Origin of the sequence: Cupriavidus sp. Met-2, from assembly GCF_049843575.1 — a bacterium.
GTDB lineage: Bacteria > Pseudomonadota > Gammaproteobacteria > Burkholderiales > Burkholderiaceae > Cupriavidus > Cupriavidus metallidurans.
The window spans coordinates 259,270-274,401 of sequence record NZ_JBBHZL010000010.1; the positions used below are offsets into that span (position 1 = coordinate 259,270).

Sequence of the window (15,132 nt, forward strand, 5' to 3'; positions counted from 1 at the left end):
TGCGATCAATTCGGCAGGACCAGTTTCATCATGTTCCTGGCCAACTCCTGCGCCAGCGTCTCCGGGTCCATGCGTCCCGGCTCGTGCCACGTGTACATGAATCCAATCACGCCGCCCATGGAATGCGCGGTCACGCGCGCATCGCCGAACTCGAACACGCCCGCCTCACGTCCTTCTTCCAGAAGCGCGTACAGGTCGCGATAGAAATCACGCGCCATGGTGTTGAGCCATTCCACCGTGTCCGGCCTCAGGTACTGGTTGTCGCGAAAGCTCAGGGCGGCGGCCACATGGCAGCGGACGCAGCGTCGCGCCATTTCCAGCAGGCAGGCGCTCAGCCGCTCGCGAACCGGCAGTGCCGGGTCGGCGGTCTCGCGGATCACCGTCAGACAGGTCTGTGCCGACTCGCGACACAGGATGTCGAAGATCTCGTACTTGTCAGCGAAGTAGTAATAGACGGCGGGCTTGGTCACGCCGAGCGCCCGGCACAGATCGTTCATCGTCATGCCTGGGTAGCCCTTCGTGTAGAAGAGCTGGCCCGCCGCGTCGAGAATCTGGCGACGACGCGCTTCCTGTCGTTCGGCAACGTGCGCGCGTGCAGGGCCGCTTTCTGCCAGCGTGGTGGCTTCGGCGGCACGAGGCGTATGGCCGGTTCTTTTGAGGGCGCGAGGCATGACGGCCATTCTCGCACGGCCCGCGCGCACCACCATTGGGAAACTCCCGCGATTGACCTCGGTGGCTACTGCCCCTGACTGGTAGCGGATGTCTGACTGCCGGCGTCCGTCGCACGCAAGGCGGTCAGTGGCTTCACCTCGGTGGCGGGCGGCGCCAGCTTGCGCAAGGCCGCGTCGCGCTCTGCCGGCGGGAGATCGCCGATCTTGCGCGCGGCTGCGTAGAAGCGGTCCCAGTCACCATCGCATTGCGCCAGCAACGCGGTAAAAGCCGGCACCCATTGCTGATACGTGGCGACAGCGGCCAGATGGGCATTGGTCAGCGGCTGCTCGAACCATCGGTCGTAGCCGCTGTAGCCGCCCCACTCGTCCTTCTTGAGGTTCGCATACGTCTGGCGCAGTTCGTCAAAGATACGCGCTTTGCCTTGCCGCTTGGCGTCGTCGTCGAGCGGCGAATGGTAAAGCTCGACCAGTTGGTCGCGCGCGCCCAACAGCATGGTGCGGAACTGGCGCCGCCGCTTGTCGTAGATCTGATAGCTGGCGCGCACCTCGGGCGATCCTTCCTGCGCGAGCCAGCGCTCGACGCCGGCCGTCTCCACCGCCGTGGCAAACGACTCGTTGAACGCCGTGTCGTTGCGCACGTAAACCACCTGATGCGCCAGTTCGTGGAAGATCAGCCGCGCCAGTTCGCCTTCGGGCAGGTAGACGAAGGTGTTGAGCAGCGGGTCGTCGAAGTAGCCAAGCGTGGAATACGCGGGGATGCCGGTCACATAGGCCTCCAGCCCGTCACGGCGCAACCCCAGCGCGTAGTGGTCGGCAGCTTTCTGGTCGTAGTAGCCCCGATAGGTGATGCAACCGACGATCGGAAAGCACCACTTGCGCAGATCCATCGACAGCTCGGGCGTGGCGAACACGCTCCACACCACATAGGGACGATGCAGGTTGGCGTAGCGGCGATAGCTGCCGTTGTCAGGCAGCTTCAACTCGCGCGAGGCGTAGTCACGGATCTCGCGGGCCAGCGTCAGACGCTGGGCCAGGCGCGCATCGTGGGCGCCATTGGCCGTGGCAATGGCATCGTCGATCGGTTGTGCCTGCGCCATCACGCCAAGATGGCCGCCGATCGACTGATAGTAATAGCCGAGTGTGTCGCAGCCGGCCACCAGCAACGCCGCGCCGAGCACCGCCAGGGCACTCGCCAGGCGCCGGCGGGCCGGCCAGCGGATCATGATGCCAGCGCCTCCGCGGGCACCGGCTCCACTTCGACCAGGCAATCGTAGAACACCGGCGCGCGCCCCAGGTCCGTCAATCGCTGGCTGGTCAGTTCGTTGGCGTTCTTGCCATCCGGCGCGAGCTTCTTCCACCAGATCGACAGGCCGACGACCAGGCCCTGCCGGGCGCGGTCGGTCACGCGGGCGCGCGCCAGCATGCTGCCGCGATCGTTGAAGGCGCGGACCTGCACACCATTGGCAATGCCACGCGCCGCGGCGTCGAGCGGATGGATGTCGAGATGCGGCTCGCCTTCGGTGGCGCGCAGGCTGTCGACATTGACGAACGTGCTGTTGAGGAAGTTACGTGCCGGCGGCGAGATCATCGCCAGCGGGTAACGCGCGAACAGTTCGGGGGCCGAGGAAGGCGCTTCGTAAGGCGGCACGTAGGCGGGAACGGGATCAAGCCCCTCTCGCGCCATTGTCTCCGAATAGAACTCGCACTTGCCCGATGCCGACGGGAAGCCGCCTTCGGCGAACGGCGCTTTGGCGATATTCAGTTTCTGCCAGCCCCGGGCCTTGAGGGAATCCCAGCTAATACCCGCCGCGCGCTTGTCTTCACGCAGGACGGCCTGCGATGCGATCGCCTCGTCGCTGTCGGCAAAGCAGGACTCCGTGAATCCCATGCGCGCGGCCAGCCGGCGGAAGATCTCGGTGTTCGGCAGCGCCTGCCCGAGCGGCTCCACCGCCTGGTTGTTCGCCAGGAAGTAAGTGTGGCCGTAGGCCTTGTGCACATCAATGTGCTCGAGCTGCGTCGTGGCCGGCAGCACGATATCGGCGTAATCGGCCGTATCGGTCCGGAAGTGTTCCAGTACAACCGTGAACAGGTCGTCGCGTCCAAACCCGGCTGCCACCTTCCCCGATTCCGGCGCCACTGCCACGGGGTTGCTGTTGTAGACCACCACGGCTTCGATCTTCGGGCCGTTGCCGGTGGTGCCGTCGTCCAGCAGCGCGTCGCCGATCGTGCTCATGTTGATCGTGCGCGGCAAGTTCGGCCAGCCAGGCAGCAGGTCGGGTCGTTGCAGCGCCGCGTTGTCGACCGGGAAGAAGCCCGACGTCGACAACAGCAGGCCGCCTGCGGCCTCGCGCCATGCACCGACCAGCGAAGGCAGGCACGCCACGGCACGCACTGCCTGGCCGCCACCGTGCACGCGCTGCATCCCGTAATTCAGGCGGATCGCCACCGGCTGGCGCTCGCGCACGGCGAGTTTGCCGTACAGCCCGGCGAGCCACTCGATGTCATCGACCGGAATCCCGCAGATCCGCGCCGCCGTTTCCGGCGAAAACTGCATCGCCCGTTCGCGCAGCGCGTCGAAGCCAACGGTATTGCGGGCGACGTAGTCGTGGTCGATCAGGTCGTCGCGAATCAGCACGTGCATCATCGCCAGCGCCAGCGCGGCGTCGGTGCCCGGCATCGGCGCGATATGACGATGGCATTTCTCCGCCGTCAGCGAGCGGTACGGGTCGATCGCCACCAGCGTCGCGCCACGGCGCTTGGCTTCCTGGGCGCGCGTCCAGAAATGCAGGTTCGACGTAATCGGATTGCTGCCCCAGATAATGATCAGCTTCGCGTCGACCACCTGCTCCATGTCCATGCCGACGCTAGCGCCGTAGGTATGGCGCAGGGCCGTGGCGCCCGCACTGGCGCAGATCGTGCGATCGAGCAGCGAGGCGCCGAGCTTGTGGAAGAAGCGCGCGGCCATGCTCTCGCCCTGTACCAGGCCCATCGTGCCGGCGTAGCTGTAGGGAACGATCGCCTCGGGATTCCGGGCGGCGATCGATGACAGCCGCTCGGCAATTTCGTCGAGCGCCTCGTCCCACGAAATTGGCTCGAACCTGCCCTCGCCCTTCTTGCCCACTCGCCGCAGCGGGGTCAACAGCCGGTCCGGGTGATAGGTGCGTTCGGTATAGCGCGAAACCTTGGTGCAGAGCACACCCTGGGTGCCCGGATGCTCGGGGTCTCCGGCGACCTTGATCGCCCGGCCGTCTTCGACGGTGACGAGCAGTGCACAGGTATCGGGGCAATCGTGGGGGCAGGCGGCGCGGACGATGCGGGTGGCCATGGCGGTATCGGCAGGCAGATAACTTCAGTGGGGCGCCCGGTGTGGGCAATGAAGTACGGCGAACGGGCCAGCGTCAGGGCGAATCGAACTTCGCCTCTTCCATGTTTCGCCATGTGACTGTGGCGCAACGGCCTCGTCCGAACATTCCCAACCGGGAGAAATTGTTTGGCTCCGATTGTATTCGATTATGATGTGCCGGCGCGTTCCGCCCCCTGGGTCGGAAAGAACCCGCAGCGACGCCAGATCGCGAGGGGACGCGGATCCGAGAAGCAACACAGCAGTAACAAGAATGGTTGACGGATTTTTTGACGGGGATTCACATGGTTTTGCAATCTAGGGTCAATCGCCGGACATTTGCCGGCCTGCTGATGGCATGCGCCATCGGTAGCTGCGGCGTGACTGGCGCCGCCTTTGCCGCCAACACCACGGCTGGCGAAACGGGGGTCACAGCCGACAGCATCCTGCTGGGCCAGTCGGCCGCGCTATCCGGCCCCACGGCCGTGCTCGGCAAGCAGATGAACGCCGGCGCCCGCCTCTACTTCGACTACATCAACAAGCAGGGCGGCGTGTTCGGCCGCAAGATCGAGCTCAAGGCGCTCGACGACATGTACGAGCCGGAAGAGGCCGTCAAGAATACGAAGAAGCTGATCGAGGAAGACCGGGTCTTCGCCCTGTTCGGCTACGTGGGCACGCCGACCAGCCAGGCCGTGATGCCGCTGGTCAACCAGGCACGCATCCCGTTCTTCGCGCCGTTCACGGGGGCGCAGTCGCTGCGCGACCCGCAGAGCCGCTACGTATTCCATGTGCGCGCAGGCTATGAGGAAGAAACCGCCGCGATCGTGCGCCAGATCCGTACCACCGGCCTCAAGCGCATCGTCGTGGTGTTTAATGACGACGCTTACGGCCGTGCCGGCCTCTCCGGCGTCGAGCACGCCATCAAGGCCCTGCCGGCCGACAGCGGCGTGCAACTGGTGGCCCAGGAAAGCGTGATCCGGAACACGGTGGAAATCGGCGATGCCATGCAGACGGCGATGAAGGCCAAGCCGGACGCGGTGGTGCTGATCAGCGCCTACCGCACGGTCGGCGCCTTCGTGAAGGAAGCGCTGCGACGCGGCTACAGTGGGCAGTTCTACAACGTGTCGTTCGTCGGCACCCAGGCGCTGGCCAAGGAAGTGGGGCCGCAGGGCAGCGGCGTGATCATCTCGCAGGTAATGCCGCACCCCGGCAATGCCACGCTGCCGGTGGTGCGCGAGTACCTGCGGCTGCTGCAGGCGGCTGGCAAGCAGAACGATTTCGACTACGCCAGCATCGAGGGCTTCATCGCCGCCAAGTCGTTCGTCGAGGGCCTGCGGCGCGCGGGCAAGGACCTGACGCGCGAGCGCCTGGTGACGGCGCTGGAAACCATGCGTAACGTCGACCTCGGCGGCTATATCGTCCAGTTCTCACCCGAGAGCCATGTGGGCTCGAAGTTCGTCGAGATGACGATCATCAACTCGCGGGGCGTGGTGATTCGCTGACGGCGTTTCTTGCTCCCCTCTCCCGCACTGCGTGAGAGGGGAGAAAACACTCACCCAGTCAGGTCTGATCGTTCAGATGGCAAGCTGAAAACCTCAGCGGCGCGATCTCCTTCAGTACCGGCTGCTCGGTCTTGCAACGTGGCATCGCATGCGGGCAGCGCGGATGAAAGTGGCAGCCGGTGGGCGGATTCAGCGGCGACGGAATCTCGCCCCGGATCGCCACGTAAGTCTTCTTGCCGACCTCAAGCTTCGGCGCCTCGGCCAGCAACGCCTGCGTATAGGGATGATTCGGCGCGGCGAACACCTCCTCGGTCGGCGCGGACTCCACCACACGTCCCAGATACATGATCACCACGCGGTCGCTAATGTGCTTGACCACGCCCAGATCATGGCTGATAAACAGGTACGTGAGGTTCAGTTCTTCGCGCAGGCGCATGAACAGGTTCAGCACCTGGGCCTGGATCGATACGTCGAGCGCCGCCACCGATTCATCGCAGACCAGGAATTCCGGCTTGACCGCCAACGCGCGCGCAATGCCGATCCGCGCGCGCTGACCGCCCGAGAACTGATGCGGGAAGCGGCGCAGCACGGTCGGATCCATCCCCACGCGCACGAGCATGTCTTCCACATACGCCTTCTGCGCGCCCTTCTCCACCATGCCGTGAACGACAGGCGCCTCGCCGACGATGTCGAGCACGCGCATCCGAGGATTCAGCGACGCGTACGGGTCCTGGAAGATCATCTGGATCGCAAGCTGCTTCTCGCGTTTCCGGTCTGGCGGCAGCCGGTCGAGATCCGTACCGCGCCAGAATCGCTCCCCTTCAGTCAGCGTGTGCAGGCCCACGGCCATGCGGCCCAGCGTGGACTTGCCGCAGCCCGATTCCCCCACGAGACCAACAACCTCGCCAGCGCGGATAGAGAGGTCGACACGATCCACCGCATGAACGATCTCCACGCGCTGCTTCGCGCCGAATACATTGGCGACTTTCGCCGCGATGTCGAGCGACTTGACGAAGCGCTTGGAGACGCCTCGCAGTTCCAGCAGCGGTGCCGGCGGCATGGCCGTCTCCGCCGCCACGCCGGAGGCCAATGCGCCCGGGGTATCCATCACATTCGCGCTCATGCGGCCTCCTGCTGGGCGTGTACCGGATGGAAGCAGCGCAACTGCCTCCCATCTGGCGACAGTTCAAGCGGCGGCTCGGTGGCACAGATCTCCGTGGCATAGGGGCAGCGCTCGCGAAACGCGCAGCCGCTCGGAAGATTCAGCAGCGATGGCGTCATGCCCGGAATCTGCCGCAGCGGCACACCACGCGGATTGCGCGACGGCGCCGAGTCGATCAGCCCATGGGTATAAGGATGCCGGGGAGCTTCTAGCACCTGCCGCACGTCGCCCGATTCAACGATCTTGCCCGCGTACATCACGCAGACCTTGTCGGCCAGCCCCGCCACAACGGAAAGGTCATGAGTGATCCAGATTAGCGCGGTGCCGGATTCGCGGCACAGCGTCTGCATTTCATACAGGATCTGCCCCTGGATCGTGACGTCGAGCGCGGTCGTCGGCTCATCGGCGATGATCAGGTCGGGCTTGTTGAGCAGGGCGATCGCAATCGCCACGCGCTGGCGCATGCCGCCGGAAAACTGATGCGGATAGGCCTGCAGCCGCTCGTCTGGCGACGGGATGCCGACGCGTGCCAGCGCATTGCGCGCGCGCTCACGCGCGGCGGCCTTGCTGACATCGTCGTGCGCGCGCACGGCTTCGATCATCTGGGTGTCGATGCGCAGGACCGGGTTCAGCGTCATCATCGGGTCCTGAAAGATCATCGCGATCCGGTTGCCGCGCACGTCGCGTTGCTGCGCGGGCGTCAGCGCGCGCAGGTCGCGAGTCACGCCGTCCCGGCTGGTCAGCGCGATGCGGCCTTCCACCACTTTGCCCGGCGGATCGATCAGCCCCATGATCGAATAGCCGGTCATCGACTTGCCCGAGCCCGATTCACCGACCAGGCCCATGATCTCGCCACGGCCAACCGTGAACGACACGTCGTCCACGGCGCGCGCCACGCCGGCTCGGGTAAAGAACTGCGTTTTCAGATGTTCGACGACCAGGGTTGGTTGCGTCATGTCGGCTCCTGGTCCGTTATTGCGTTTGCAGGCGCGGATTGAGCACATCGCGCAACTGGTCGGCCACGAGGTTCATCGCCACGATCGTGATCACGAGGGCGATGCCCGGGAAGAAGCTGATCCAGTACTTGCCGGACAGCATGTACTGCTGGCCATTGGCAATCAGCATCCCAAGCGACGGCTCGGTAACCGGCACACCGAGCCCCAGGAACGACAGCGTGGCTTCCAGCGTGATGGCCGACGCCACTTGCAGCGCGGCGATGACGATCAGCGGCGGCAGGCAGTTCGGCAGCAGGTGGCGGAACATGATGCGCCCCGGCGGCAGGCCCAGGCAGGTGGCCGCCTCGATATATTCCTTGCGCCGCTCGACCAGCGCCGCGCTACGCGTGGTGCGCGCGTAGTAGGCCCACTGCACGGCCACCAGCGCGATGACGATGTTGCCGATGCCGGGACGCAGGAACGCCAGCAGGATCAGCGCCAGCAGGATCGGCGGAAACGAAAGCTGCAGGTCGGCCACGCGCATGATGAAAGCCTCGGTGCGGCCGCCGATGAAGCCCGCCAGCAGGCCGAGCGTGGCGCCCAGCAGCAACGCGATCACGGTGCTGACCACCCCGACGCCCACGCTGATGCGCAGGCCGTACATCACCGCGGAAAGCATGTCGCGGCCCTGTTCGTCGGAGCCCAGCAGGAACGTCATGCCACTGCCCGCCTGCTCGCCGGGGGCCAGGCGGGCGTCGAGCACGTCCAGGGTCGCGAGGTCATAGGGATTCTGTGGCGCGAGCCACGGCGCGAATATCGCGATCAGGATGATCAGCCCAAGGATGACCAGCCCCATCATCGCGAGCTTGCTTTCCATGAACTGCCTGGCGAAGCGGCGGAACGGCGTCTGCTCTTTGGCGGTACCGGCCGCCTTGGCCGCGTTTTGCGGTACGGTCGAAGTACTCATGGCTCAGCCCTTGTTGTCGGCAATCCGCACGCGCGGATCGAGCATGCTGTAGATGATGTCGACCAGCAGGTTGATCAGGATGAACAACGTCACGATCACCATCAGGTAGGCAACGATCACCGGGCGGTCCAGCAACTGGATCGAGTCGATGATGAGCTTGCCCATGCCGGGCCAGGCAAAAATGGACTCCGTGACGATCGCGAAGGCGATGATCGACCCGAACTGCAGCGCGATCACGGTCACGATCGGAATCATGATGTTCTTCAGCACGTGCACCCCGACGATGCGGGTGTTCGACAGGCCCTTGGCGCGCGCGAACTTCACGTAGTCCTGCAGCATCGCCTCCTGCGTGCCGGCGCGTGTCAGGCGGATCACCATCGCGATATTCAGCAGCGACAGCGTGACGGCCGGCAGGATCAGGTGGCGGATACCGTCCACGGTCAGAAAGCTCAGCGGCACACCCAGCACGCGCACCGTTTCTCCCCGGCCGTTGGATGGCAGCCAACCAAGCTGTACCGCGAAGACCATGATCAGCATCAGGCCCACCCAGAACGTGGGCAGGGAAAAGCCGAGGATCGACACGGTCATGATCGACTTGCCGGCGATGCCATTCGGCCGGAGCCCGGCCCACAAGCCCAGCGGAATGCCGAGCACGATCGCCAGCAGGATCGCGCACACGGCCAGCTCCAGCGTGGCGGGCATCCGCTCGAAGATCAGCTTGAGCGCAGGCGTGCCGTGCGCGAACGAGGTGCCGAGGTTACCGTGCAGCGCGTTCTGCAGGAAGATCCAGTATTGCTCCCAAAGCGGCTTGTCGAGACCGAGCGCGGCGATCGTACGTTTGATGTCTTCCTGGTCCGCCTGCGGACTGATCAGGATATCGACCGGATTCCCGATCGCGAAGACGCCAAGAAACACGAGCAGCGACATGACGAGGAGCACAACCACGCTCTGCATCAGCCGCCGGATGATGAAGACCAGCATGTTCTTACCACTATCCTTTCGCTGGCGACCGCATGCGGCGCGTCAGCGTGTTCGCGGCCCACGGGGGAAGGCGTGGGCGGATTGCCCCGGCTGCATGGACGCAGTCGGGGCCGCGATCATACCGGAGCCATCAAAGGCCCGCGTGCAGGCAGAATCATTGCGCGCCGGCCGGCTTGAAGTTGTGCGCGTATGTCCGTTCGTCGGTACGGGGGATGTACACGATGCCCTTCTGCGTGGCCCACGTGGTCACCTGGTGATGGATCGGAATGATGCCACCATCAAGGATGGCGATAGCCGTGGCTTCCTGCAGAAGCTTCGAGCGCTCATTGTCATCCACGGTGGCCAGTGCCTTCTCCAGCACCACATCCATCTTCGGATTGCAGTACTCGCCCCAGTTGGTGGTACCGAAGCCCTTCTTGGAGTCCTCGCAGGCTAGCAGCGCGCGCAGCGGCGAGCTGACCTCACCGGTCTGGGCGCCCCAGCCCAGCAGGCCGAACGACCATTCGTGCTTGATCCCCTTCGCCGAGTAGGTGGCCATCGGCATCCCTTCCACCTTGGTGTTGATGCCAATGCGCGTCAGGTTCTGCGCGATGGTCTGCGCGATCTTCTCGTCGTTGACATACCGGTTGTTCGGCGTATGCAACGTCAACCCGAAGCCATTGGGGTAGCCCGCCTCGGCTAGCATCTTCTTCGCCGCCTCGGGGTCGTACTTGATCGTCTTCAGCGCCGGGTTGTAGCCGAACATCGTCGGCGGCACGAGGTTATTGGTTGGCTCCGCCAGCCCCTCCATCAGACGATCCTTGATGCCCTGGCGATTGATGGCCGTGCTGATGGCAAGACGCACGCGCGGGTCCTTGAGCGGATTCTTGTCCATCGCCTGGCCGTCCTTCGTGGTCACGAACGGTGACTTGTCCCGTTTGGCGTCGAAGTACAGATAGATCACGCGATGCGAGATCTTCGAGAAGAACGAAAGCTTGGGATCGTTGCGGACTTTGGGCAGGTCCGGCGTCGGCACGTTCTCGATCGCCTGCACATCGCCCGACAGCAGCGCCGCCAGACGCGTGGCCGGGTTCGGGATGAAGCGCAGCGTCACCTTATCCCAGGCCGGCTTCGGCCCCCAGTAGTCGGGGTTCCTGACCAGCTCGACGCGATCGTCGCGCGCGTAGCTGACGAACTTGAACGGCCCGGTGCCGATCATGCCCTTGCCCTGCGCGAAGTCGTCGGAAGACAGGCCCTGCGTGGCCTTCTTCTGCACCATGAACACCGCCGTCAGGTCGTTGAGCATCAACGGATACGGCTGGTTGGTGGTCAGCTGGATCGTGTACTTGTCGATGATCTTCTTGTTGATGATCGCCTTGGTGTACACATCGAACTTGCCCGGGCTGTTGAGGATCGTGGCAGGCCGGTCCAGTGACCAGGCGATGTCCTCGGTGGTCAGCTCCGTGCCGTCATGCCACTTGACGCCCTTGCGGATCTTGAATTCCCAGGTCAGGTTGTTGACGAGCTTCCACGACTCGGCAAGTCCAGGAATGACGCGGCTGTCCGGATCAAGCTTGATCAGGGTCTCGAACACGTGCTCCGACACGTTGATGTTCGAGAAAAGGTTGTAGAAATGTGGATCCATCGAGGTCGGTGGCGAACTCATGGCGATCTTCAGATCCACGGCGTGAACTGGCGCGGCCAAACCGAGGCCGAGGGCGCTGGTCAGCAGGACGGTGTTGATCGTCTTGCCGATGGCCTTCCTGATGTGACGAAGGGACATCGCGCGATTCTCCCAGGGGGAAGTCTTGAAATGACGGTTAGGATCAGCCACGTCGGTCGATTGCCCGTGAGGAAGGCCGCATTTTGGTGCGACGATTCTGCAAGGCAAGATGCCACGCGGCCGGCCAGGCACTTCAAGCATGAACTGTTCCAGCACTGCAATGGGTCCGCCATGCGGGGAAACCCACCCGGTTGGACGCGCTGCCCCGCAATGCTGCGCCGCGCCACGATCGGGGCATAACAGATGCGTCGGCAATGGCTGGTGGCCGGCACCATGTGAGATCAGACAGGGATCACGCTGGAATCAGGCGACCCATGACAAGCCGCGGCGCCGCCGCGTTTTGGCGCTTTGTGTACAGGCATCGTATGATCGGGGGTATCCAATCGCCCCATCCGCCTGGACTGGCATCATGAAGCTCATCCCCGAAATCCTGCAGGCGCAAGCCGAAATCCGAACCCTCCGACGCGACATCCACGCCCATCCCGAACTCTGCTTCCAGGAGCAGCGCACGTCCGATCTGGTGGCAAAGAGCCTCGAGTCCTGGGGGATCGAAGTCCATCGCGGACTGGGCACGACGGGCCTGGTCGGCGTGATTCGCAACGGCAATAGCGGCCGCACCATCGGCCTGCGCGCGGACATGGATGCGCTGCCGCTGCAGGAGGCCAACACGTTCGGCCATCGCTCCCAACACGAAGGCAAGATGCACGCGTGCGGCCACGACGGCCATACCGCGATGCTGCTGGGCGCGGCCCGCCACCTGGCTGAACATCGCAACTTCGACGGCACGGTTCACGTGATTTTCCAGCCCGCCGAGGAAGGCGGCGGCGGCGCGCGCGAGATGATCAAGGACGGACTGTTCGACCGCTTCCCGTGTGATGCCGTATTCGGCATGCACAACTGGCCCGGCATGCCAGTAGGCACGTTCGGCACCACAGCGGGCCCGCTGATGGCATCGAGCAACGAATTCAAGATCACGGTGCGTGGTAAGGGCGCGCACGCGGCCATGCCGAACAACGGCTGCGACCCGGTGTTCACGGGCGCGCAGATCGTGTCCGCGCTGCAGGGCATCATCACGCGCAACAAGCGCCCGATCGACGCTGCGGTGATCTCCGTCACGCAGTTCCACGCAGGCGACGCCACCAATATCGTGCCGGACTCGGCATGGATCGGCGGCACCGTGAGAACGTTCACGATCCCGGTGCTTGACCTGATCGAGCGCCGCATGGAGGAAGTCGCGCGGGCCGTGGCACAGGCGTTCGATTGCACGATAGAGTTCGAATTCAGCCGCAACTATCCGCCGACCATCAACAGTGCAGCCGAAGCCGAGTTCGCCGTGGGGGTGGCCACCGAGCTGGTGGGCGCATCGAATGTCGATGGCAGCGTCGAGCCGACCATGGGCGCCGAGGATTTCTCGTTCATGCTGCAGGCAAAGCCCGGCTGCTACCTGTTTATCGGCAATGGCGAAGGATCGCACCGCGAAGCTGGCCACGGCATGGGCCCGTGCATGTTGCACAACCCGAGCTATGACTTCAACGATGAACTGCTGCCAATCGGCTCGTCGTTCTTCGTGAAGCTGGTGGAGAAGTGGCTGGCGCCGGCCTGATTCCCGGCTTTTCCTTCCGTATAGACACAACGGACGCACGATGACGCACACGCACCTGGATGACGCCACGGCGGAGCAGTTTGCCCACGTGGCGCTTGAGAACATCGCGCGTCAATATCCCTATAAGGTCGACCATCTGATGGTGGGCGCCGACGATCTGTCGGCGCCAGTCGTCATGCACCCTGTGTTTTACGGGAGCTACGATTGGCACTCATCGGTGCACATGCACTGGCTGCTCGTGCGCGTGCTGTCGCTGCGGCCTGCGCTGCCAGTCGCCGATCGGATCCGTGCGGCCCTGGACAGGCAGTTGCTCCCTGAAGCAATTGCGGCTGAGCTGGCGTATTTCGAACGGCCGGCATCGCGAACGTTTGAACGGCCTTACGGTTGGGGCTGGTTCCTGAGACTGCAGGCCGAATTGCGCACGCTTGGTGCGCGCGATGCTCAGGCAGCCCGTTGGGCCACCGCCTGCGCGCCACTGGCCGATCATCTCGCGCAGCGGCTCATCGACTACATCGACATCGCCGACTTTCCCGTTCGCACCGGCACGCATCTCAATAGCGCATTTGCACTCATCATGGCGCTGTTCTATGCCAAGTCCGATCAACATCTTGCATTACGCAAGGCGATCGTGCGACAGGCGCATCGCTGGTTTGGACATGACCAGCGTTATCCGGCACGCTATGAACCCGGTGGCGACGAGTTTCTATCGGGGGGGTTGGTCGAGGCCGTGCTGATGCGCCACGTTCTGGACGACTGCTCGTTCGGAGACTGGTGGGAGATGTTCTCGCCTGGAGAGGCCGAACTCGCGATGTGGCTCACGCCAGTGACCGTCGCGGATCGGACCGATCCGAAGATGTCCCACCTCGATGGCCTGAATCTGTCCCGTGCCTGGTGTTGGCGGGTGCTGGGCCCCGGCCTGCCGCCGGTGCTCCAGCCCCTTGCGATTCGCGCATGGTCGGATCATCTCGAGGCATCGCTGCCCCAAGCCGTCGAAGGGCATTACGTAGCCACCCATTGGCTGGCTACGTTCGCCCTTCTGGCCCTTACGGATTCGGCTGTCGGCTGACTTTGGTTATTCGATGGTGATATCGCCATACCAAGACTCCGCGCTGGTCTTGGTATTGTCGGTGTCGGTCATGAGACCGACGGCGATCACCTTCCCCGGATCGGCGCCGAAGGCCTTGCGATAATCTGCGCGCAGATCCCGTTCATGGCAGCGCCACTCGCCGGTATGGCGCGTACCTGAGTCGACGATGATCATGCGTACGCGATCGGTGTGGGGATTATTCACGACCGCACCTGGCGGCAGCCGCCCGCCCCAGATATACATCAGCGTGGCGTACGGCATTTCCCGACCGGTGGTGATACGAGCCATTTCGTACATCAACTGATCACGAAGCGGCAGCGTGGAGCGATCGCCATCGAAGGCGACGAAGATGCGCAGCGGCGAATCTTCCCGATGGCTGACGCCATTATCGGCGGTGCGGATGACGTCGCGCGTTTTCCACATCCAGCGCAAGGCGCCGGCCTCACGCTCGACCAGCGGCACGTAGAGCCCCGATGCGGAACTGTCAGCCTCTGCATGAAGCACCAGACGGTGATCGACTTCCGTCAGCGCATAGCGTGTTGGTGTCTTGTTGCGGTTGATCTTCCAGGGACGCCACCCGACGGGCATCGGGCTGGCCATATTGGAGGCCGAGAACGGTGGAAGTTGGGAGAGCGCCGGCGGCGGCGTAGGCTCGGAATCGACGTCAGCCCCGCCTTCGGCATCTGCAGCACTCTCGCTGGCAAGATTTGCCAATTCGAGCGAATCCGGAACTACGCCTGAATTTGCATCCATCGGACGGCTTTTTGCGGCGAACGCCTTGCAATTGCCGTCAGAGACGGCAGCCAGTTTCGATGGATCGATTGTCTGTCTTGATGTTGATGCGCAGCCTGTCAGCATCAATGCACCCACGATCATCGTGAGCGCTGGCCCAAACTTCTTGGCCATGTAACCCCCTGTACCCGTATTGCTTGCCGGCGCTTCAGGAGCCCAATTTGTGAAACATGGGCACTGTCGATCGCGGCTTTACTGTTGCGGACTACTTCGCGTCAGCAGATTGCTAACGCATGGGGAGAAACATATCAGATGCGTTTTGCCGGAGGAATCCTCCGGTACCCTGAATACGACGGGTAAAGACATGCGCGTAACAAAACCGCGCCGGCC

The 15,132-nt window shown here is 63.8% G+C and carries 12 protein-coding genes; 3 read left to right on the forward strand and 9 right to left on the reverse strand.

The annotated features are described in order from the left end of the window. Positions 1–5 precede the first annotated feature (5 nt). From WD006_RS21440 to WD006_RS21450, 3 genes are all read right to left on the reverse strand, one after another. Positions 6–671 carry a TetR/AcrR family transcriptional regulator gene (locus WD006_RS21440; RefSeq protein ID WP_186401023.1) on the reverse strand — a complete coding sequence of 222 codons (666 nt, stop codon included), beginning with the start codon at positions 669–671 and terminating at the stop codon, positions 6–8. A 65-nt stretch (positions 672–736) separates the two neighbouring features. Continuing rightward, positions 737–1,894, reverse strand: a complete 1,158-nt coding sequence (locus WD006_RS21445; protein ID WP_029307151.1) for an aminopeptidase — start codon at positions 1,892–1,894, stop codon at positions 737–739. Beyond that, complete coding sequence (locus tag WD006_RS21450) at positions 1,891–3,996, reverse strand: molybdopterin-containing oxidoreductase family protein (RefSeq protein ID WP_011517633.1); 2,106 nt, start codon at positions 3,994–3,996, stop codon at positions 1,891–1,893. Before WD006_RS21450 ends, WD006_RS21445 begins: the two co-directional genes overlap by 4 nt. 320 nt (positions 3,997–4,316) lie before the next feature. On the opposite strand from WD006_RS21450, the gene WD006_RS21455 reads away from it, so the two are divergent. Next, positions 4,317–5,513 carry an ABC transporter substrate-binding protein gene (locus tag WD006_RS21455; RefSeq protein WP_011517636.1) on the forward strand — a complete coding sequence of 399 codons (1,197 nt, stop codon included), beginning with the start codon at positions 4,317–4,319 and terminating at the stop codon, positions 5,511–5,513. 58 nt (positions 5,514–5,571) lie between these two features. Here the strand turns inward: WD006_RS21455 and WD006_RS21460 are convergent, their stop codons facing one another. From WD006_RS21460 to WD006_RS21480, 5 genes are all read right to left on the reverse strand, one after another. Beyond that, the gene (locus WD006_RS21460) at positions 5,572–6,636 is read right to left on the reverse strand and encodes an ABC transporter ATP-binding protein (protein WP_011517637.1); all 1,065 of its coding nucleotides are present in this window, start codon (positions 6,634–6,636) and stop codon (positions 5,572–5,574) included. Next, entirely contained in the window at positions 6,633–7,631 is a 999-nt protein-coding gene (locus tag WD006_RS21465) for an ABC transporter ATP-binding protein (protein ID WP_011517638.1), read from the reverse strand. Before WD006_RS21465 ends, WD006_RS21460 begins: the two co-directional genes overlap by 4 nt. Before the next feature lie 16 nt (positions 7,632–7,647). Continuing rightward, positions 7,648–8,577: an ABC transporter permease gene (locus tag WD006_RS21470; RefSeq protein WP_011517639.1), complete on the reverse strand. Its 930-nt coding sequence runs from the start codon at positions 8,575–8,577 to the stop codon at positions 7,648–7,650. A 3-nt stretch (positions 8,578–8,580) separates the two neighbouring features. Continuing rightward, positions 8,581–9,558: an ABC transporter permease gene (locus WD006_RS21475; protein WP_017513675.1), complete on the reverse strand. Its 978-nt coding sequence runs from the start codon at positions 9,556–9,558 to the stop codon at positions 8,581–8,583. A 154-nt stretch (positions 9,559–9,712) separates the two neighbouring features. After that, complete coding sequence (locus WD006_RS21480) at positions 9,713–11,320, reverse strand: ABC transporter substrate-binding protein (RefSeq protein ID WP_011517641.1); 1,608 nt, start codon at positions 11,318–11,320, stop codon at positions 9,713–9,715. Positions 11,321–11,729: 409 nt separating this feature from the next. Here WD006_RS21480 and WD006_RS21485 point away from each other — a divergent pair, with 409 nt between their 5' ends. Both WD006_RS21485 and WD006_RS21490 read left to right on the forward strand, forming a co-directional pair. Next, the gene (locus WD006_RS21485) at positions 11,730–12,923 is read left to right on the forward strand and encodes a M20 aminoacylase family protein (RefSeq protein ID WP_011517642.1); all 1,194 of its coding nucleotides are present in this window, start codon (positions 11,730–11,732) and stop codon (positions 12,921–12,923) included. Positions 12,924–12,963: 40 nt separating this feature from the next. Next, positions 12,964–13,989 (forward strand): DUF2891 domain-containing protein, encoded by a 1,026-nt coding sequence (locus WD006_RS21490; RefSeq protein ID WP_011517643.1) that lies wholly within the window; start codon positions 12,964–12,966, stop codon positions 13,987–13,989. Positions 13,990–13,995: 6 nt separating this feature from the next. Here WD006_RS21490 and WD006_RS21495 read toward each other — a convergent pair whose 3' ends face one another. After that, entirely contained in the window at positions 13,996–14,916 is a 921-nt protein-coding gene (locus WD006_RS21495) for a DUF3047 domain-containing protein (protein WP_011517644.1), read from the reverse strand. Positions 14,917–15,132 lie beyond the last annotated feature (216 nt).